This window comes from Escherichia sp. KTE96 (assembly GCF_000408525.1).
GTDB lineage: Bacteria > Pseudomonadota > Gammaproteobacteria > Enterobacterales > Enterobacteriaceae > Escherichia > Escherichia marmotae.
Genome location: NZ_KE137149.1, coordinates 2,403,807 through 2,422,734, shown reverse-complemented (window position 1 = coordinate 2,422,734; position 18,928 = coordinate 2,403,807). Strand labels below are relative to the sequence as shown.

Here is an 18,928-nt window from a genome sequence, read left to right as displayed (position 1 = left end):
CCATCAAAAAGGTTCGAGAGTCGCAAGCAGGCTGATAATCACCAGCACTACCGCACCTATCGCCCATTCGAGTTTAGTCATCCACACAAACCAGGGTGCCGCACGGTCTTCGTCCTGCCCCATGCGCGGAACAAGAACATAACGATTTGCCAGCGCGATGGCCACCATAACCATTACCAGTATGACTTTAAGTAATAAAAGCTGCCCCCAGTACGTCGCAAGTGTGGGGGAAAATCCGGTGATTAACAATGTATTAAGCACACCACTGCCCAGTACACCTATCACAGCAAAATGTCCACACCGGGAAAATCGCATCAGTGCATGAATGGCCTCACGTCGCCAACGCCCTTTCACCAACTGCATACACCAGACGACCGGCAGCAAGCCACCAAACCATGCCGCCGCACAGATCAGATGTACGGCGTGATTCGTCTGATGGATTTTCGCCGTTAATCCTTCGTTTAATGTCGCGTGTCCTACTCCCGCCATCAAAATAAATTGTGCGGTAGTTAACATAAACAACAAACGAGGCATATTCCGTGGTTGCATCAGAGCCACGGTCAGCGTAACGAGGGCGAGAACGATTTGCCAAATCCAGACACCACCAAACTGTGTTTGTAACACCGACAACCAAATGTTCAACGACACCACATCCGGCCATCCCGCGCCCATCAACCCTCCCTGAACGGCGAACATCGCAGCGGCACTGCTCAAACTCCAGACGGCGGCGTGCTGTTGTATACGCAGAAAACGTTTCGTCAGTAATCGACGAATTGTTACTGGTGCCAGCCATGCTCCATACATCGCGAAGCCAAAGACCAGCATCAGGGAGATAAAATGGATAAATCGTAGTGCGACCCAGGTAAACGCCAACATGCTTTATTTCACTGTAAAGGTGTATTGCCCTTTGGTTTTATGCCCGTCCACCGAAACAACATGCCAGTTAACGGTATAACTCCCGGGCTTCAGGGCGTCGGCAAGCGGAACAATCAATTGGGTTTTGTCCTGTTCATTACGCTTCGCGGGTAACGTTTTAATATTTTCATTCTTTGAGCCAATGACTTTTGCGCCGCTGAACCCGGGTTCAATACTTTCAGAGAAGTTTAAAGTAATGGCCTGTGGAGCAGCGATAACCTCCGCATTCGCCGCAGGATACTGATGCGTCAAGTGCGCATGCGCCCAGGCAGAAGGTACTCCCAGCGAAGCTGTCAGAAATGTCAGCGCATAACGAAGGGAACGTGCAGTTGAAGCCATATTATCTATTCCTTTTTGTAATAACTTTTTTACAGAGCATAACCTTGTCTAATGATAGAGTCGAGGATCATCAATTCCGGCTTGCCATCCTGGCTAACTCTTAGTAACTTTTGCCCGCGATTAATGAGGAGACACAGCATGTTGAAGAATCTGGCCAAACTGGATCAAACTGAAATGGATAAAGTTAATGTCGATCTGGCGGCCGCCGGGGTAGCATTTAAAGAACGTTACAATATGCCGGTGATTGCTGAAGCGGTTGAACGTGAACAACCAGAACACCTGCGAAGCTGGTTTCGTGAGCGCCTTATCGCCCACCGTCTCACCTCTGTAAATCTGTCACGTTTACCTTACGAACCTAAACTTAAATAAACCTTATATTAAGTTACACTTCCTTACATGATGCCTGCTAAATTATGAGTATTTTCTTATTCTCACCAATATTTGCGGACACTGTGAAAAGGAAGTCATCATGTCATACAGGAAAGTCGCAGCAGCACAATATGAGCCTCGTAAAGCCTCACTCACTGAGCAGGTAGCCCATCATCTGGAGTTCGTGAGGGCTGCCGCCAGACAGCAGTGTGAACTTTTGGTTTTCCCCTCGCTTTCTCTACTGGGATGTGATTATAAACGACGCCCTCTTCCTGCCCCGCCCGACCTCTCGCTATTAGACCCGCTTTGTTATGCCGCAATGACTTATCGAATGACCATTATTACCGGCCTTCCCGTTGAATATAACGATCGATTTATTCGTGGAATTGCCGTATTTGCACCGTGGATGAATGCGCCAGCAATTTATCATCAAAGTCACGGAGCATGCCTGGGGCGACATTCCAAAACCATCACGGTGGTGGATGGACAACCTGAAGGTATTGATATGGACCCGAGCTGCTCACTCTTTACCACCGGTCAGTGCATCAGCGAGCCAGATTTATTGACTTCTACTCGCCACTTACAATTTTTCTCACATCAATATTCCATCGCTGTTCTAATGGCTAATGCCCGCGGTAATAGTGCATTGTGGGATGAATATGGTCGCCTCATCGTCCGCGCCGATTACGGTTCGTTATTGTTAGTTGGTCAGCGCACATCGCAGGGTTGGCAAGGCGATATCATTCCATTACGCTAGGCGTTTTCGACCCGGAGTTTTGCCATGTTGCGTATTATCGATACTGAAACCTGCGGTTTACAGGGAGGGGTCGTGGAGATTGCCTCTGTTGATGTTGTTGACGGGAAAATCGTTAACCCTATGAGCCACCTGGTTCGCCCCGACCGCCCTATCACTCCGCAGGCTATGGCGATCCACCGTATTACTGAAGCCATGGTTGCTGACAAACCGTGGATTGAAGACGTGCTCCCACACTACTACGGTAGTGAATGGTATGTCGCCCACAACGCCAGCTTTGACCGCCGTGTACTGCCTGAAATGCCCGGTGAGTGGATCTGCACGATGAAATTGGCCCGTCGTTTGTGGCCGGGGATCAAGTACAGCAACATGGCGCTGTATAAAACACGTAAGCTCAATGTGCAAACGCCGCCGGGGCTGCATCACCACCGTGCGCTGTATGACTGTTACATCACCGCGGCCTTACTTATCGATATTATGAACACATCCGGCTGGACGGTAGAACAAATGGCGGATATCACCGGGCGTCCGTCATTGTTAACGACATTCACGTTTGGCAAGTATCGCGGCAAAGCGGTATCAGAAGTTGCAGAGCGCGATCCGGGCTATCTGCGCTGGTTGTTTAATAACCTCGACAGTATGAGCCCGGAACTGCGTTTAACCTTGAAGCACTATTTGGCGGATGCTTAAGCCGCTGGCTGACCAGGTAATGTTCCCTGCGCCAGCGCGACCAGAAAAGCATATTCCATTGCCACACCTTCGTAAGATTTAAAGCGACCGGATTTGCCGCCATGCCCCGAGTCCATGTCGGTACATAACAGCAACAGATGGTCGTCTGTTTTAAGCTCGCGCAATTTAGCCACCCATTTTGCCGGTTCCCAGTATTGCACCTGTGAATCGTGTAAACCTGTCGTCACCAGCAAATGTGGGTAAGCCTGCGCCGTGACATTGTCATACGGGCTGTAGCTTTTCATGTACTCGTAATATTGTAGATCCTGCGGATTCCCCCACTCTTCAAACTCGCCCGTAGTGAGCGGAATCGACTCATCAAGCATCGTCGTCACCACATCGACAAACGGCACCTGGGCAATAACGCCGTGGAACAATTCTGGTCGTTCATTGATAGCGACCCCCATCAACATGCCACCCGCGCTACCACCCATCGCATAACAGAGCGAAGGAGAACCGTAACCCAGCTTTAACAGTGCGTCGCAGGCATCAAGATAATCATTGAAAGTATTTTTCTTTTTCAGGAATTTGCCATCTTCGTACCACTGCTGCCCCAGTTCACCACCGCCACGAACATGCACAATGGCGTAGACAAAGCCGCGATCCAACAAACTCAGGCGACTAAAACTGAAATCGGCATCAATACTTGCGCCGTAAGAACCATATCCGTACACCAGCAGCGGGTTGTGCCCTTTGCGGAAATGTTTGCGATGATAAACCAACGAAACCGGAACTTCGACGCCATCACGGGCGGTGATCCACAGGTGTTCACTACGGTAATTCTCTGCATCAAAACCGGGCACTTCAGTTTGTTTTAATACGCGGCGTTCACCGGTGTCCATATCCAGTTCAAACAGCGTGTCTGGCGTGGTCATGGAGGAATAGCCGTAACGCAATCGCGAAGTTTCAGGTTCCGGATTATAGGCAATCCAGGTGACGTAAGCCGGATCGTCAAAAGCAATACCGATAACTTCCCGCGTTTTGCGATTGATTTGCCGCAGACTGGTTAACCCACGCTGGCGCTCTTCAACCACCAGCCAGTCGGTAAACAGCGTAAATCCTTCCAGCATGATGTTATCGCGTGGCGGAATTAACTCTTCCCACTGCTGCTCTTCACGCATTCGGGTACGATATAAACCAAAGTTTTTGCCGTTACGGTTAGAGCGTAGATAAAAGCGGTGCTGATAATGATCGAGACTGTATTCGTGATCTTTACGCCGCGGCAAAAAGACAAACGGTTCTGCATCGGCCAGCTCGGCATCCAGCAGACGAACTTCACTGGTCGTGGCGCTGGCAAGGTGAATAACCACATAGTGTTTTGATGTCGTTTTATGCAGACTGACATAAAAAGTATCGTCTTTTTCTTCGTAGATCAGTTTATCTTGCGATGCCGGAGTCCCGATGGCGTGCCGCCAGACCTGATAAGGCAGCAGAGTTACCGGATGCTTACGCACATAATAAAAAGTCCATGAGTCATTCGCCCAGACAAAGCTGGGTTCCACATTATCCAGCAGTTCGGGATACCAGTTGCCCGTTTCAAGATTGCGAAAACGGATGCCGTACTGGCGTCGGGAAAGGAAATCTTCTGCCAGCGCCATAATGGTGTTATCGGGCGTTATAGCCATGCCGCCCATAGAATAAAATTCACTGTGTGCCGCCCGCTTGTTGGCATCAAGCAACGTTTCCCATTCGTCCCACTCTTCAGTGAATGCAGACTGGCGTTGATAAATGGCATATTCACTGCCGGGTTCATAAATATGCCGGTAACGATAACCGTTTTTAATATAAGGCGCAGAGGCTTCTCTTTGCGGGATACGCTCAATGATTTCTTTTAGTATCCGATCCTGCAGGGCTTGTTGCGAAGCCATCACCTGGTGCCCGTAACTATTTTCCTGTTGCAGGTAATTCAGTACTTCCGGCTGCGAGCGCGTGTCGTCCCGCAACCAGTAGTAATTGTCGATACGCGTATCACCATGAAGCGTCATGGCATGGGGAATTCGAGCAGCTTTTGGTAGCATGTTATTGTTCTTTCTGGTTGAAGCATCTTATAAGGGTGGCAAAACTCACCCGGGATGCAAGCGAAACAGGACAGTCATTGCAGCGATGATGACACGTTATGAAGTGAAAATCGAAAGGTAGCAGGCAGATAAAATCAGTCGGTTCAACTAGCTGTGCGAGTTTGTATAGCCCGAAAAACGTAAATATAGGGCTATACAGAGAGAAGGATTATTCAGACAAAGTACGCTTTTGCTGTTCGAGATCGCGTTCGATCCCTTCGCGAACATCCTGGGGAATTTTCAGTGCGTCGCCCAGTGCATTCAGGTAACTACGCTCCATAAAATGGTCAATATCAATAGCCGCGCAGCTCAGGAAATAGATTTCCAGCGCCTCTTCTTCATTTCGAACCCCCAGGGCCAGACGCTGAGGATCCAATGGCTGTTCGATTGCCTGCTCGATAAGAACACGGCCCTGCTCTTCTACACCCGCTTCACGCAATTGCTGATCGATAGCCACACGCTCTTTGGCATCAATATGACCATCACTTTTAGCGGCAAATACCAGCGCGAGGATCAAACGTTCCGTGCGCTCATCCAGCGGCGTGCTCTGGGTGCCGAATTGCGGTTCGTTCTGGTGCGCCGCGCGAATTTTATCTTTGTATTTGTTCCACAGCACCGTACCAGCCACCGCGCCACCGCCTACCAGCAACGCGTTCGTGCCATACTTCGTTAAAAGTTTACGTGCTGATTTATTCGCTACCAGTAACCCAGCCAGCCCGCCTAATGCGCCCGGCACTAAAAGTTTGCCCAATCCCTGATCCGTAGACGAGGAGGTAGAAGAACTGTTTTGCCCGAGAAGGGATTGCAGTTGATTTAACCAGTTAGCCATGTTTGCTCCTCAATAACCATTTTAATGCCTGTAGCATAGCGGATGAGGATGTCAGAAAGTGTATATTGAGGCAAAAGATGCGCAAATTAGCGGACAGCAAGGAAGCCAGCCACGGAAAATGGTGATCGGGTTATTTAGGGTAATTGCGATGGTAGAGGTTTGTAGCCGTAATTGGAGTTGCCTTATGCTGATTGCCTGATGCGACGCTGTCGCGCCTTATCAGGCCTGCGGGATCTGGTGCGTTATAGAGCGGATAAGACGCTCGCGCCGCATCCGCCAGGGGTTATGTGCAATGACTGACAGCAATTAACGACGCTGGTAATCCGCCATTCCCGCTTTACAGTCCACATTAACCAGATAATGAATATCAGCGCTTTTACCACGCACGGTCAGCGGAACTGACCATTTATCATCTTTACCCTGAATATCCTGCACACTGACCCACGCTACCGGATCGGCCTGACCAACGATTTTTTGATCGTCTGCCCAGCGCGCGACGCGGTTTTGTTGATAATCGCGTTTTACACTCGCAGCGATTCCGGCAGCATCCAGACCTTCACACTTTGGGAAAGTGACCGACTTGCTGGTTTCGTTATTTGCAGCGAAAACTGATGCACAGGCAGAAAGCAGTAACAGCCCCAACAACGCCCCTCTTTTTTTCATGTTTTTCTCCATAGCACAATGATTCAGGAGAAAGCATGGTACAAATTATCAGGAGCGCAAGTGGCTTCAGGCGGCGTGTGTCTCATCTGCCACATCAGAGCGACTACCGACCACCTGGGGAGACGGTAATTTACCAGTTTTCAGAATCGTGCTAAGCACATCTTTCTGTTCTGCCAGCCACAACGAAAGCGCTTCACGTTGCTCGTCTTCCATTTGTACTGGAGAATTTGTCAGCCAGGTGTCGAGCAGATCCGCCGTATCAAGCATTTTGTCATAAGCATCGGCTTCCTTTTTGCTGGTAAACGACATCTTCTCTTCGCCCTCACGAATGACTACGTATTTAATTTCAACCGCCATTTGCAGCCTCTCACAATAACTGTAATTTTATACAGTATAATTCTTTTCGGTCTTGAAATCAACACGAGCAATCAAGCAATAAAGACATACGCAAACGTTTTCGTTTATACTGCGCGCGGAATTAATCAGGGGATATTCGTTATGACGTTATTAGGCACTGCGCTGCGTCCGGCAGCAACTCGCGTGATGTTATTAGGCTCCGGTGAACTGGGTAAAGAAGTGGCCATCGAGTGCCAACGCCTCGGTGTAGAAGTGATTGCGGTCGATCGCTATGCCGACGCGCCAGCCATGCATGTCGCGCATCGTTCTCATGTCATCAATATGCTGGATGGCGATGCGTTGCGCCGTGTGGTTGAACTGGAAAAACCGCACTATATCGTGCCGGAGATCGAAGCTATTGCCACCGATATGCTGATCCAGCTTGAAAAGGAAGGGTTGAATGTTGTCCCCTGCGCTCGTGCGACTCAGCTAACGATGAATCGCGAAGGGATCCGTCGCCTGGCGGCAGAAGAACTTCAGCTTCCCACTTCAACGTATCGTTTTGCCGATAGCGAAAGTCTTTTCCGCGAGGCGGTTACCGCCATTGGCTATCCCTGTATCGTTAAACCGGTCATGAGTTCTTCCGGCAAGGGGCAGACGTTTATTCGCTCTGCCGACCAGCTTGCTCAGGCGTGGGAGTACGCCCAGCAAGGTGGTCGCGCCGGGGCGGGCCGCGTGATTGTTGAAGGCGTGGTTAAGTTTGACTTTGAGATTACCCTACTAACCGTCAGTGCGGTGGATGGCGTCCATTTCTGTGCACCAATAGGTCATCGTCAGGAAGATGGTGACTATCGCGAATCCTGGCAACCGCAGCAAATGAGTCCACTGGCTCTGGAACGTGCGCAGGAGATTGCCCGCAAAGTGGTGCTGGCGCTGGGCGGCTATGGTCTGTTTGGTGTGGAGTTGTTTGTCTGTGGCGATGAGGTGATTTTCAGTGAAGTCTCCCCTCGCCCGCATGACACCGGGATGGTGACGTTAATTTCTCAGGATCTCTCGGAATTTGCCCTGCATGTACGCGCGTTCCTCGGACTGCCTGTTGGCGGGATTCGTCAGAATGGCCCTGCCGCTTCTGCTGTTATCCTGCCGCAACTGACCAGTCAGAATGTCACGTTTGATAATGTGCAGAATGCCGTTGGCGCAGGTTTGCAGATTCGTTTATTTGGTAAGCCGGAAATTGATGGCAGCCGTCGTCTGGGTGTGACGCTGGCTACAGCGGAGAGCATTGATGAGGCAATTGAACGCGCGAAGCACGCCGCCGCACAGGTGAAAGTACAAGGTTAAGTCCGTCAGAAACACGCTGCAAAAATGCCCGATCATGGATCGGGCATTTTGACTTTTACAGCTTCGCGCCTTCTACTGCTTCACGTGCCAGCTTAGTGATGCGGTCGTAATCGCCTGCTTCCAGCGCATCCGCCGGAACCAGCCATGAACCACCGATACACAGCACGCTTTTCAGCGCCAGGTAGTCACGGTAGTTAGCCGGAGAAATACCACCAGTCGGGCAGAAACGAACCTGGGAGAACGGGCCTGCGATCGCCTGCAGTGCTTTCACGCCGCCATTAGCTTCCGCCGGGAAGAATTTGAACTCTTTCAGGCCGTAGTCCATACCCAGCATCAGTTCAGAAACAGTGCTGATACCTGGAATCAGAGGAATGGAGCCTTCAGTCGCTGCTTTCAGCAGTGGTTCAGTCAGACCCGGGCTAATGGCGAACTGTGCGCCTGCTTCGGTCACTTCTGCCAGTTGCTGTGGGTTCAGCACAGTACCAGCACCCACAATCGCTTCCGGTACTTCTTTGGCGATTGCACGGATAGCATCAACTGCACACTCGGTACGCAAAGTCACTTCCAGAACGCGCACGCCACCAGCAACCAACGCTTTTGCCATTGGCACCGCGTGTTCCAGTTTGTTTACCACAATAACCGGTACAACCGGGCCAGTGGTCAGGATTGATTCTGCACTTGTTTTCCAGTTTTTCATCAGAGTTTTCTCTCGCCTGATTACAAATTTTGTCGTCTTAAAAAGTGATACAGGTTGCGCCCTGTTCGGCACCGGACAGTTTTTCACGCAAGGCGCCGAATAATTCACGTCCTGTTCCTACGCGTGACGCGCTCAGGTCAGGAATGTGTGGTTCGCGAGCAGCCAGTTCCGCTTCGTCTACCAGCAACGTCAGTTCGCCTGTCTGTCCATTCACACGAATGATGTCTCCATCGCGCACTTTCGCCAGTAACCCGCCATCGTAGGCTTCTGGTGTTACGTGGATAGCTGACGGCACTTTACCTGAAGCACCGGAGAGGCGTCCATCGGTAACTAACGCAATTTTGAAACGCCGGTCCAATAATACACCAAGTGGCGGCATGAGTTTATGTAATTCTGGCATTCCGTTCGCTTTTGGCCCCTGATGACGAACAACAACCACACAATCACGGTCCAGCAAACCCGCTTCAAAGGCTGGCATAACGTCATGCTGACTCTCGAAAACAACCGCAGGCGCTTCAATTACCTGGTTTTCAACGGGTACAGCGGAGGTTTTCATAACCGCACGGCCCAGGTTACCGCTTAACACTTTTGTCCCACCATGATGAGAGAAAGGTTGTTCGAAGGAAGCGATCACATTGCTGTCGAGCGATTTTTCTGCACCTTCTCGCCAGTCCAGCTCACCGTTATTCAGCCACGGCTCGAGGGTATAACGAGAAAGACCAAAACCCGCTACCGTATTCACATCTTCATGCAGCAGGCCCGCCTTGAGCAGTTCACGCACCAGCACCGGTACGCCTCCCGCCGCCTGGAAGTGATTAATATCGGCCGGGCCGTTCGGGTAGAGACGCGCCATCAGCGGTACGACATCAGAAAGATCAGAGAAGTCATCCCAGTTAATCTGAATACCCGCCGCACGCGCCATCGCCACCAGGTGCATTGTATGGTTAGTGGAACCACCTGTTGCCAGCAGCGCCACGATACCGTTCACCACCACTTTCTCATCAATCATCTTACCGATTGGCATCCATTCATTACCATTGCCGGTCATGCGTGTAACCTGGCGCGCAGCGGCTGCAGTTAATGCATCACGCAGTGGAGAGTCCGGATGAACAAAAGAAGAGCCTGGCAACTGCATCCCCATAAATTCAACCACCATCTGATTGGTGTTGGCTGTACCGTAAAAAGTACACGTACCCGGCGCATGATAAGACGCGGCTTCTGACTCCAGCAGCGCCATACGATCCACTTTTCCTTCAGCATAAAGCTGGCGAATGCGAACTTTCTCTTTGTTTGGCAAACCACTTGCCATCGGGCCTGATGGCACAAATACCGCAGGCAGATGACCGAACGACAGTGCAGCCATCGTCAGCCCTGGGACAATCTTGTCGCACACGCCGAGGAACAGCGCGCCATCAAACATGTTATGAGACAGCCCCACCGCCGCCGACATGGCAATCACTTCGCGGCTTAACAGCGACAGCTCCATTCCGTCCTGCCCCTGGGTGACACCATCGCACATCGCCGGAACACCCCCCGCCACCTGGCCGACCGCGTTAGCTTCATGCAGTGCTTTACGAATGATCTCTGGATAATGTTCATAAGGCTGGTGGGCAGAGAGCATGTCGTTGTAGGAGGTGATAATGGCGATATTGTTACGCAACATGCTTTTCAGGGAGGCTTTGTCTTCTGGCTGGCAAGCGGCGAAACCGTGTGCCAGATTACCGCATGCCAACTGCGAACGATGAACGGTCGAGGTTTTCGCTTGTTCGATCCGGGCGAGATAAGCAGAACGAGTCGCGCGCGAACGTTCAATAATTCGATTTGTTACGCGTAACAATTGTGGATTCATAAAGGCTCCTGAAATTGAGTTGTCAGAGCAGGGTGATTCACAATGCGTTTCACTCAAGAAAAATATGACTGAAACGCCTGTAACCGGAGCTCATAGGGCAGAAACGTTTCAGTGAGTGTAATAAAAAAAGCCTCGTGGGTGAATCCACACGAGGCTCAAAAGTGTAAAAATTACTCTACAATCTGTGCAAGATCATGTTACCGGTAAAATAACCCGTAAGGATAAGTCGAGATATTACTCAAACTCATTCCAGGAGCGACCGTCACGGGTAATCATCGCCACCGAGGCAACCGGGCCCCAGGTTCCGGCCTGATACGGTTTCGGCGCATCGTTGTCCATCGCCCATGCTTCAGTAATGGAATCTACCCATTTCCACGCTTCTTCCACTTCATCGCGACGCACAAACAACGCCTGAATACCGCGCATCGTTTCCAGCAACAGACGCTCATAAGCATCAGCCAGATGCGTCTGATTAAAGGTTTCTGAATAGCTCAGATCCAGTTTGGTGATTTGCAGATTATGTTTGTGATCAAGACCAGGGACTTTATTCAACACCTGGATATCCACGCCCTCATCGGGTTGCAGACGAATAGTCAGTTTGTTCTGCGGCAGATCCTGCCACGACTCTTTGAACAGATTCAGTTCTGGTGTTTTGAAATAGACCACAACTTCAGAGCATTTTGTCGGCAGACGTTTACCTGTTCGCAGGTAGAACGGCACGCCAGCCCAACGCCAGTTATCGATGTCGACGCGGATAGCCACGAAGGTTTCCGTGTTACTGCTTTTATTCGCACCCTCTTCTTCCAGATAGCCTGGTACTTTTTTGCCCTGAGCGAAGCCTGCGGTGTATTGCCCGCGTACTGTTTTTTCACGCACATTGGTGCGGTCAATTCGACGCAATGACTTCAGTACTTTCACTTTTTCATCACGGATGCTGTCGGCGCTCAGGTCGGACGGCGGAGACATCGCAATCATGCAAAGAATTTGCAGCAGGTGGTTCTGGATCATATCGCGCATCTGACCGGCTTTATCAAAATACCCCCAGCGCCCTTCGATTCCGACCTCTTCTGCCACCGTGATCTCAACATGATCAATGGTGCGATTGTCCCAGTTGTTCACAAACAGAGAGTTAGCAAAACGCAGCGCCAGCAGGTTCAGTACCGTTTCTTTACCCAGATAGTGGTCGATACGGTAAACCTGGCACTCCTCGAAATATTCGCCTACCTGATCGTTAATTTCACGCGAAGTCGCCAGTGATGTTCCCAGCGGTTTTTCCATGACCACGCGAGCAGGTTTAGCATTCAGTTTTGCCTCACCCAGCCCTTTGCAGATCGCACCAAAGGTGCTTGGTGGCATGGCAAAGTAGTTAATGGTGATACGATTTTTTTGATCCAGCATCGCGCCAAGGCGGTTGAATGCGGCCGTGTCATTGACATCAAGATTACAAAAATCCAGACGCGCACTCAGGGTATCCCACAGACCTTCATCAATGGTTTCTTTCATGAAGGTTTCAAGCGCCTCGCGGACAACTTTGGTATATGCCGCTTTATCCCAGTCAGCACGCCCTACGCCGATAATCCGGGTGTCCGGGTTGAGCTGACCGGCTTTTTCCAGTTGATACAGGGAAGGCAGCAATTTACGACGCGCAAGGTCGCCTTTCGCGCCGAAAATGACCAGGTCACAGGCCTGGGCTGTTTGCGTTACCGCCATGTCATTCTCCTTAAGTTAACTAACCCGGTACTTAAGCCTGGGTATATTTGTAATTTTCTTACGGTGCACTGTACTGCTTTTACGGGCTTGCGAAAACTGTAAACGCTTATCCACCCGTGCGATTACGGCAAAAGCGCGCAAAGTGCGGCAAAACTGATAAAAAAACCATCGTTTTCCATTGGGTAAAAATCTGACACTGATCATGTTATGAAAAAAAATAACAACTTTTTTATCTGCTTTTGTCATTAACCCAGCACACAGGCGTAATATCTGACAAAACTGCATTTCGATTTCTTTCAGTGCGGAAATCGTCATTACCCGTGAGTCTCTTTACATCATGAATATGCTGGAAAAAATCCAGTCTCAACTGGAACATTTGAGCAAATCAGAACGCAAAGTTGCCGAGGTCATTCTTGCTTCGCCCGACAACGCGATCCATTCGAGTATTGCTGCTCTGGCGCTGGAAGCCAATGTTAGCGAGCCGACGGTGAATCGTTTCTGTCGCAGCATGGACACTCGCGGTTTTCCTGATTTTAAACTGCATCTGGCGCAAAGTCTGGCGAATGGCACTCCTTATGTTAATCGCAACGTCAATGAAGATGACAGCGTTGAATCATACACAGGGAAAATATTTGAGTCGGCAATGGCTACTCTTGATCACGTCCGTCACTCGCTGGATAAATCCGCCGTCAATCGTGCCGTTGATCTCCTCACCCAGGCGAAGAAAATTGCCTTTTTTGGATTAGGTTCTTCCGCTGCCGTTGCCCACGATGCGATGAATAAGTTTTTTCGCTTCAATGTTCCGGTGATCTACTCGGACGATATCGTACTGCAACGAATGAGTTGTATGAATTGTAGTGATGGTGACGTCGTTGTGCTGATTTCCCACACCGGCAGAACAAAAAATCTGGTTGAACTGGCGCAACTGGCGCGAGAAAACGACGCAATGGTGATTGCCCTCACCTCAGCGGGAACGCCACTCGCCCGGGAAGCAACGCTGGCAATTACCCTCGATGTACCGGAAGATACTGACATTTATATGCCCATGGTCTCTCGACTTGCACAGTTGACCGTGATAGATGTGCTGGCAACAGGATTTACTTTGCGACGCGGAACAAAATTCAGAGATAACTTGAAGCGGGTCAAGGAAGCTCTCAAGGAATCGCGTTTTGATAAGCAGTTACTTAATTTAAGTGACGATCGCTGAAACGATAGTCACTGTTCTATCCTTATACGACATTCGCATGTGTTTAATTTAGAACCGTTATCGTTTTAATTTATGCGAATTTCATGTTCAAGCAACACCTTGTTGTTTCAGTCAACGGAGTATTACATGTCCAGAAGGCTTCGCAGAACCAAAATCGTTACCACGTTAGGCCCGGCTACTGATCGCGATAATAACCTTGAAAAAGTTATCGCTGCCGGCGCAAACGTTGTACGTATGAACTTTTCTCACGGCTCGCCTGAAGATCACAAAATACGCGCAGATAAAGTTCGTGAAATTGCCGCAAAACTGGGGCGTCATGTGGCTATTCTGGGTGACCTTCAGGGGCCAAAGATTCGTGTATCTACCTTTAAAGAAGGTAAGGTGTTCCTCAACATTGGGGACAAATTCCTGCTGGATGCTAACCTGGGTAAAGGTGAAGGCGATAAAGAAAAAGTCGGTATCGACTATAAAGGTCTGCCTGCTGACGTCGTGCCTGGCGACATCCTGCTGCTGGACGACGGTCGCGTACAGTTAAAAGTGCTGGAAGTTCAGGGCATGAAAGTGTTCACCGAAGTCACTGTCGGTGGCCCTCTCTCTAACAATAAAGGGATCAACAAACTCGGCGGCGGTCTGTCGGCTGAAGCACTGACCGAAAAAGATAAAGCTGATATTCAGACTGCAGCACTGATTGGCGTGGATTATCTGGCAGTTTCCTTCCCGCGCTGTGGCGAAGATCTGAACTATGCCCGCCGTCTGGCACGCGACGCAGGTTGTGATGCGAAAATTGTCGCCAAGGTTGAACGTGCGGAAGCCGTTTGCAGCCAGGATGCAATGGACGACATTATCCTCGCCTCTGACGTGGTGATGGTCGCACGCGGTGACCTCGGCGTTGAAATTGGCGATCCGGAACTGGTCGGCATTCAGAAGGCGTTGATCCGTCGTGCGCGCCAGCTTAACCGTGCGGTAATTACAGCGACCCAGATGATGGAGTCAATGATCACCAACCCGATGCCAACCCGTGCAGAAGTTATGGACGTGGCAAACGCCGTGCTGGATGGTACTGATGCCGTGATGCTGTCTGCGGAAACCGCTGCGGGCCAATACCCTTCAGAAACAGTTGCTGCGATGGCGCGCGTTTGCCTGGGTGCTGAAAAAATCCCGAGCATTAACGTTTCTAAACACCGTCTGGACGTTCAGTTCGATAATGTGGAAGAAGCAATCGCCATGTCCGCGATGTATGCAGCTAACCACCTGAAAGGGGTTACCGCTATCATCACCATGACCGAGTCTGGTCGTACCGCGCTGATGACCTCCCGTATCAGTTCCGGTCTGCCAATTTTCGCCATGTCTCGTCATGAGCGTACCCTGAACCTGACTGCGCTTTATCGTGGTGTCACGCCGGTCTATTTTGACAGTGCAAGTGATGGCGTAGTTGCGGCCAGCGAAGCGGTAAATCTGCTGCGCGATAAAGGCTATCTGATGTCCGGCGACCTGGTCATCGTCACCCAGGGCGACGTAATGAGTACCGTGGGTTCTACCAATACCACGCGTATTTTAACTGTTGAGTAAGTAAGTTGCCGGATGCGGCGTAAACGCCCTGTCCGGCCTACAACACCTTGATAATTCAAAAGATTACAAATCGTCTGTAGGCTCGATAAAATTACTCATCAGGCAAACTTGAACTTATCAACTAACGGAAGCCTCTCCTCGTGAGAGGCTTTTTTTATTTGATGGGATAAAGATCTTTACGTTTATACGGCTGGATTTCACCAGGCTTCCGGGTCTTGAGCAATTTTAAAATCCAGGTGTATTGTTCTGGTCGCGGACCAACAAAAATCTCGACTTCTTCATTCATCCGCCGCGCAATCGTATGATCATCCGCTTCTGACAAGTCGTCCATCGGCGGGCGCACCTGAATCGTCAAACGGTGCGTCTTGCCATCATAAATCGGAAACAGCGGTACGACGCGCGCACGACACACTTTCATCAAACGACCAATCGCGGGCAGCGTCGCTTTATAGGTTGCAAAGAAATCAACAAATTCGCTGTGCTCCGGGCCATGATCCTGATCGGGCAAATAATAGCCCCAGTAGCCCTGACGAACCGACTGGATGAACGGTTTAATGCCATCATTTCTCGCGTGAAGACGTCCGCCAAAACGACGACGCACGGTGTTCCAGACATAATCAAAAACTGGATTACCCTGATTATGGAACATTGCCGCCATTTTCTGTCCTTGCGAGGCCATCAGCATGGCGGGGATATCCACTGCCCAGCCGTGCGGCACCAGAAAGATCACTTTCTCGTTGTTACGCCGCATCTCTTCGATGATCTCCAGCCCCTGCCAGTCGACGCGCGGCTGAATTTTCTCCGGCCCACGTATCGCCAGTTCCGCCATCATCGCCATCGCCTGGGGCGCTGTGGCAAACATCTCATCAACAATCGCTTCGCGTTCGGCTTCGCTACGTTCCGGAAAACAGAGGGACAGGTTGATCAACGCACGACGGCGCGAGCTTTTTCCCAGTCGTCCGGCAAAACGCCCGAGTCGCGCCAGAATGGGATCGCGGAATTTCGGAGGTGTTAAAGCAATACCGGCCATCGCCGCCACGCCCAACCAGGCACCCCAGTAGCGCGGATGGCGAAAGGATTTATCAAACTCAGGAATGTATTCACTATTATTTTTTTTCGTTTCCATGCTTTTCCAGTTTCGGATAAGGCAAAAATCAATCTGCTGATAGTGTAGCGGCGCAATTTGCCCCGCACCAAATAAAAAAGCCGGTACTGACTGCGTACCGGCTGCGAATGGATGTTAATTAATCAAACAGTAGCTGCGGCACAATCTCTTTGGCCTGCGCCAGGAACTCGCGACGATCGGAACCTGTCAGCCCTTCGGTACGCGGCAGTTTCGCCGTCAGCGGGTTTACGGCCTGCTGGTTGATCCATACTTCATAGTGCAGGTGTGGTCCGGTTGAACGCCCGGTGTTACCGGATAGCGCGATACGATCGCCACGTTTCACCTTCTGCCCCGGTTTCACCAGAATCTTACGCAAGTGCATATAACGCGTGGTATAGCTACGACCATGACGGATCGCAACATAATAACCTGCAGCGCCACTGCGTTTGGCTACTACCACTTCACCGTCACCCACCGAAAGCACCGGTGTACCCTGTGGCATCGCGAAATCAACACCTCTGTGTGGTGCAACACGACCAGTTACCGGGTTCAGACGACGCGGGTTAAAGTTAGACGAGATGCGGAACTGTTTCGCCGTCGGGAATCGCAAGAAACCTTTCGCCAGGCCAGTACCGTTACGGTCATAGAACTTGCCATCTTCAGCGCGGATTGCGTAATAATCTTTGCCTTCAGAACGCAAACGCACGCCCAGCAACTGGCTTTGCTCACGTTTGCCATCAAGCATTTCACGCGACATTAATACAGCAAATTCATCGCCTTTTTTCACCTTCCGAAAGTCCATCTGCCACTGTAGCGCTTTGATCACTGCGCTCACTTCAGCGCTGGTCAAACCAGCATTTCTGGCGCTGGCAACAAAGCTCGACCCAACGGTGCCTTTCAGTAGATTATTAACCCACTCCCCTTGCTGCATTTCGCTGGTCATTTTAAAACCATTAGCAGCAGTGCGATCATAGGTACGGGTTTCGCGGCGAGAAACTTCCCAGGTCAGACGCTGTAAATCGCCCTCTGCGGTTAATGTCCAGGAGAGTTGTTGACCAATTTTCAGGTTACGCAGATCTTTATCCGCAGCAGCCAGTTGGGTGATATCACCCATCTCAATACCATATTGATTGAGGATGCTACTTAGCGTATCGCCTGTGGAAACGACATATTCATGCACACCCGCTTCACCAGCGGTTTTGTCGTCCAGTTCGTCCTGCGGAATGGCTTCATCTTCTTGTGCGGTTTGATCAATCGGTTCACTGGCTTCAGGTAAGAGTGAACGGATTTCGTTCTGTTCCAGCTCAATTGTTTTGACAATTGGCGTGGCGTCGCGGTGGTAAACATAGGGCCGCCAGACAGCGACGGCCAGGGTAAGAACGGTGAGCGACCCCAGCATAACGCGGTGTGGTCGCGGTAAATTATTAAACGCCAGGGCGACAGAGCGGGCTATCTGTTGCACGTAATCACTTCCTCATTAATCTCCTTTCAGGCAGCTCGCATACTGGTTGGCTAATTGATTCAGAAACTCTGAATAACTTGTTTTACCCAGTTTGATATTCGTCCCAAGGGGATCCAACGTTCCCATACGAACGGATGTCCCTCGTGCGACGCTTTCAACGACCGCTGGCCTGAACTGTGGCTCAGCAAAAACGCAGGTTGCTTTTTGCTCAACCAACTGTGTTCTTATTTGATGTAAACGCTGCGCGCCCGGTTGAATCTCTGGGTTAACGGTAAAATGACCAAGCGGTGTCAGTCCGAATTGTTTTTCGAAGTAGCCGTAAGCATCATGAAAAACGAAATAACCTTTTCCCTTGAGCGGCGCGAGCTCATTACCAACCTGTTTATCGGTTGCAACTAATTGTGCCTCAAAATCCTTCAGGTTGGCGTCAAGTTTGGCTCGACTTTGCGGCATAAGTTCCACTAATTTTCCATGGATTGCAACCGCTGTAGCCCGCGCTATCTCTGGGGAAAGCCAAAGATGCATGTTGAAATCGCCGTGATGGTGATCTTCGTCACTTTTTTCCGCGTGGTTATGATCATCATCATCGTCGTGAATACTTTTCATCAGCAGCGGTTTTACATTCTCAAGCTGCGCAATCGTTACCTGTTTCTTCTCTGGTAATTTGCTCACCGGCTTTTGCATAAACGCTTCCATCTCCGGGCCAACCCAAACGACTAAGTCCGCGTTCTGTAAGCGTTTTACATCCGATGGACGCAGTGAATAATCGTGTTCAGAAGCACCATCCGGAAGTAATACCTCGGTCTCTGTTACCCCATCAGCAATGGCGGAAGCGATGAATCCGACAGGTTTAAGCGAAGCAACAACGGCGGCATTTGCGGCCTGTGTTGCGCCCCCCCAGAGAGCAGCGGATAATGCTGCGAAAAGAAGCGTTTTTTTATGTAACATAATGCGACCAATCATCGTAATGAATATGAGAAGTGTGATATTATAACAT

Annotated in this window: 19 protein-coding genes; 6 read left to right on the top strand and 13 right to left on the bottom strand. The window is 50.4% G+C overall.

What is annotated here, in order from left to right:
* Positions 1-3: 3 nt before the first annotated feature.
* Both copD and yobA read right to left on the bottom strand, forming a co-directional pair.
* Complete coding sequence (copD, locus tag A1WG_RS03305; RefSeq protein ID WP_000879335.1) at positions 4-876, bottom strand: copper homeostasis membrane protein CopD; 873 nt, start codon at positions 874-876, stop codon at positions 4-6.
* A gap of 3 nt (positions 877-879) precedes the next feature.
* Positions 880-1,254: a CopC domain-containing protein YobA gene (gene yobA, locus A1WG_RS03310; protein ID WP_000168753.1), complete on the bottom strand. Its 375-nt coding sequence runs from the start codon at positions 1,252-1,254 to the stop codon at positions 880-882.
* Positions 1,255-1,392: 138 nt separating this feature from the next.
* On the opposite strand from yobA, the gene holE reads away from it, so the two are divergent.
* The 3 genes from holE (at position 1,393) to exoX (ending at position 3,067) form a co-directional block, all read left to right on the top strand.
* Complete coding sequence (holE, locus tag A1WG_RS03315) at positions 1,393-1,623, top strand: DNA polymerase III subunit theta (protein WP_000916764.1); 231 nt, start codon at positions 1,393-1,395, stop codon at positions 1,621-1,623.
* A gap of 100 nt (positions 1,624-1,723) precedes the next feature.
* Positions 1,724-2,380 (top strand): carbon-nitrogen hydrolase family protein YobB, encoded by a 657-nt coding sequence (gene yobB / locus A1WG_RS03320; RefSeq protein ID WP_000122137.1) that lies wholly within the window; start codon positions 1,724-1,726, stop codon positions 2,378-2,380.
* Positions 2,381-2,404: 24 nt separating this feature from the next.
* Positions 2,405-3,067, top strand: coding sequence for an exodeoxyribonuclease X (exoX, locus tag A1WG_RS03325; protein WP_000944296.1), 663 nt, complete (start codon positions 2,405-2,407; stop codon positions 3,065-3,067).
* Here the strand turns inward: exoX and ptrB are convergent.
* The 4 genes from ptrB to yebG all read right to left on the bottom strand — a co-directional run bounded on the left by ptrB (position 3,064) and on the right by yebG (position 7,012).
* Positions 3,064-5,124 carry an oligopeptidase B gene (gene ptrB / locus A1WG_RS03330; protein WP_001516262.1) on the bottom strand — a complete coding sequence of 687 codons (2,061 nt, stop codon included), beginning with the start codon at positions 5,122-5,124 and terminating at the stop codon, positions 3,064-3,066. The two genes, exoX and ptrB, sit on opposite strands and share 4 nt — an antisense overlap.
* A gap of 208 nt (positions 5,125-5,332) precedes the next feature.
* Positions 5,333-5,992 (bottom strand): tellurite resistance TerB family protein, encoded by a 660-nt coding sequence (locus A1WG_RS03335; protein WP_016242629.1) that lies wholly within the window; start codon positions 5,990-5,992, stop codon positions 5,333-5,335.
* 306 nt (positions 5,993-6,298) lie between these two features.
* Positions 6,299-6,655 (bottom strand): protein YebF, encoded by a 357-nt coding sequence (gene yebF, locus A1WG_RS03340; protein ID WP_001516261.1) that lies wholly within the window; start codon positions 6,653-6,655, stop codon positions 6,299-6,301.
* 66 nt (positions 6,656-6,721) lie between these two features.
* Positions 6,722-7,012, bottom strand: a complete 291-nt coding sequence (yebG, locus tag A1WG_RS03345; protein ID WP_000257577.1) for a DNA damage-inducible protein YebG — start codon at positions 7,010-7,012, stop codon at positions 6,722-6,724.
* Positions 7,013-7,153: 141 nt separating this feature from the next.
* Between yebG and purT the strand changes: the two genes are divergently transcribed.
* Complete coding sequence (gene purT, locus A1WG_RS03350; protein ID WP_001516260.1) at positions 7,154-8,332, top strand: formate-dependent phosphoribosylglycinamide formyltransferase; 1,179 nt, start codon at positions 7,154-7,156, stop codon at positions 8,330-8,332.
* 55 nt (positions 8,333-8,387) lie between these two features.
* Here purT and kdgA read toward each other — a convergent pair whose 3' ends face one another.
* The 4 genes from kdgA to A1WG_RS0122355 all read right to left on the bottom strand — a co-directional run bounded on the left by kdgA (position 8,388) and on the right by A1WG_RS0122355 (position 12,903).
* A complete protein-coding gene (gene kdgA / locus A1WG_RS03355) occupies positions 8,388-9,029 on the bottom strand; it encodes a bifunctional 4-hydroxy-2-oxoglutarate aldolase/2-dehydro-3-deoxy-phosphogluconate aldolase (protein ID WP_000800529.1) in 642 nt (213 codons plus the stop codon).
* A gap of 37 nt (positions 9,030-9,066) precedes the next feature.
* Entirely contained in the window at positions 9,067-10,878 is a 1,812-nt protein-coding gene (gene edd / locus A1WG_RS03360) for a phosphogluconate dehydratase (protein WP_001516259.1), read from the bottom strand.
* 234 nt (positions 10,879-11,112) lie between these two features.
* Positions 11,113-12,588, bottom strand: a complete 1,476-nt coding sequence (gene zwf / locus A1WG_RS03365; RefSeq protein ID WP_000301721.1) for a glucose-6-phosphate dehydrogenase — start codon at positions 12,586-12,588, stop codon at positions 11,113-11,115.
* A gap of 15 nt (positions 12,589-12,603) precedes the next feature.
* Complete coding sequence (locus tag A1WG_RS0122355; RefSeq protein WP_000155615.1) at positions 12,604-12,903, bottom strand: hypothetical protein; 300 nt, start codon at positions 12,901-12,903, stop codon at positions 12,604-12,606.
* A gap of 22 nt (positions 12,904-12,925) precedes the next feature.
* Between A1WG_RS0122355 and hexR the strand changes: the two genes are divergently transcribed.
* Both hexR and pyk read left to right on the top strand, forming a co-directional pair.
* Positions 12,926-13,795, top strand: a complete 870-nt coding sequence (gene hexR, locus A1WG_RS03370) for a DNA-binding transcriptional regulator HexR (RefSeq protein WP_001056699.1) — start codon at positions 12,926-12,928, stop codon at positions 13,793-13,795.
* A gap of 126 nt (positions 13,796-13,921) precedes the next feature.
* Positions 13,922-15,364 carry a pyruvate kinase gene (pyk, locus tag A1WG_RS03375; RefSeq protein WP_001516258.1) on the top strand — a complete coding sequence of 481 codons (1,443 nt, stop codon included), beginning with the start codon at positions 13,922-13,924 and terminating at the stop codon, positions 15,362-15,364.
* 154 nt (positions 15,365-15,518) lie between these two features.
* Here pyk and lpxM read toward each other — a convergent pair whose 3' ends face one another.
* The 3 genes from lpxM to znuA all read right to left on the bottom strand — a co-directional run bounded on the left by lpxM (position 15,519) and on the right by znuA (position 18,879).
* On the bottom strand, positions 15,519-16,490 hold the full coding sequence (gene lpxM, locus A1WG_RS03380) for a lauroyl-Kdo(2)-lipid IV(A) myristoyltransferase (protein WP_001516257.1): 972 nt from the start codon (positions 16,488-16,490) through the stop codon (positions 15,519-15,521).
* A gap of 118 nt (positions 16,491-16,608) precedes the next feature.
* Complete coding sequence (gene mepM / locus A1WG_RS03385) at positions 16,609-17,931, bottom strand: murein DD-endopeptidase MepM (RefSeq protein ID WP_001184055.1); 1,323 nt, start codon at positions 17,929-17,931, stop codon at positions 16,609-16,611.
* Between the two features lie 15 nt (positions 17,932-17,946).
* Positions 17,947-18,879, bottom strand: a complete 933-nt coding sequence (gene znuA / locus A1WG_RS03390) for a zinc ABC transporter substrate-binding protein ZnuA (RefSeq protein ID WP_024191867.1) — start codon at positions 18,877-18,879, stop codon at positions 17,947-17,949.
* Positions 18,880-18,928 lie beyond the last annotated feature (49 nt).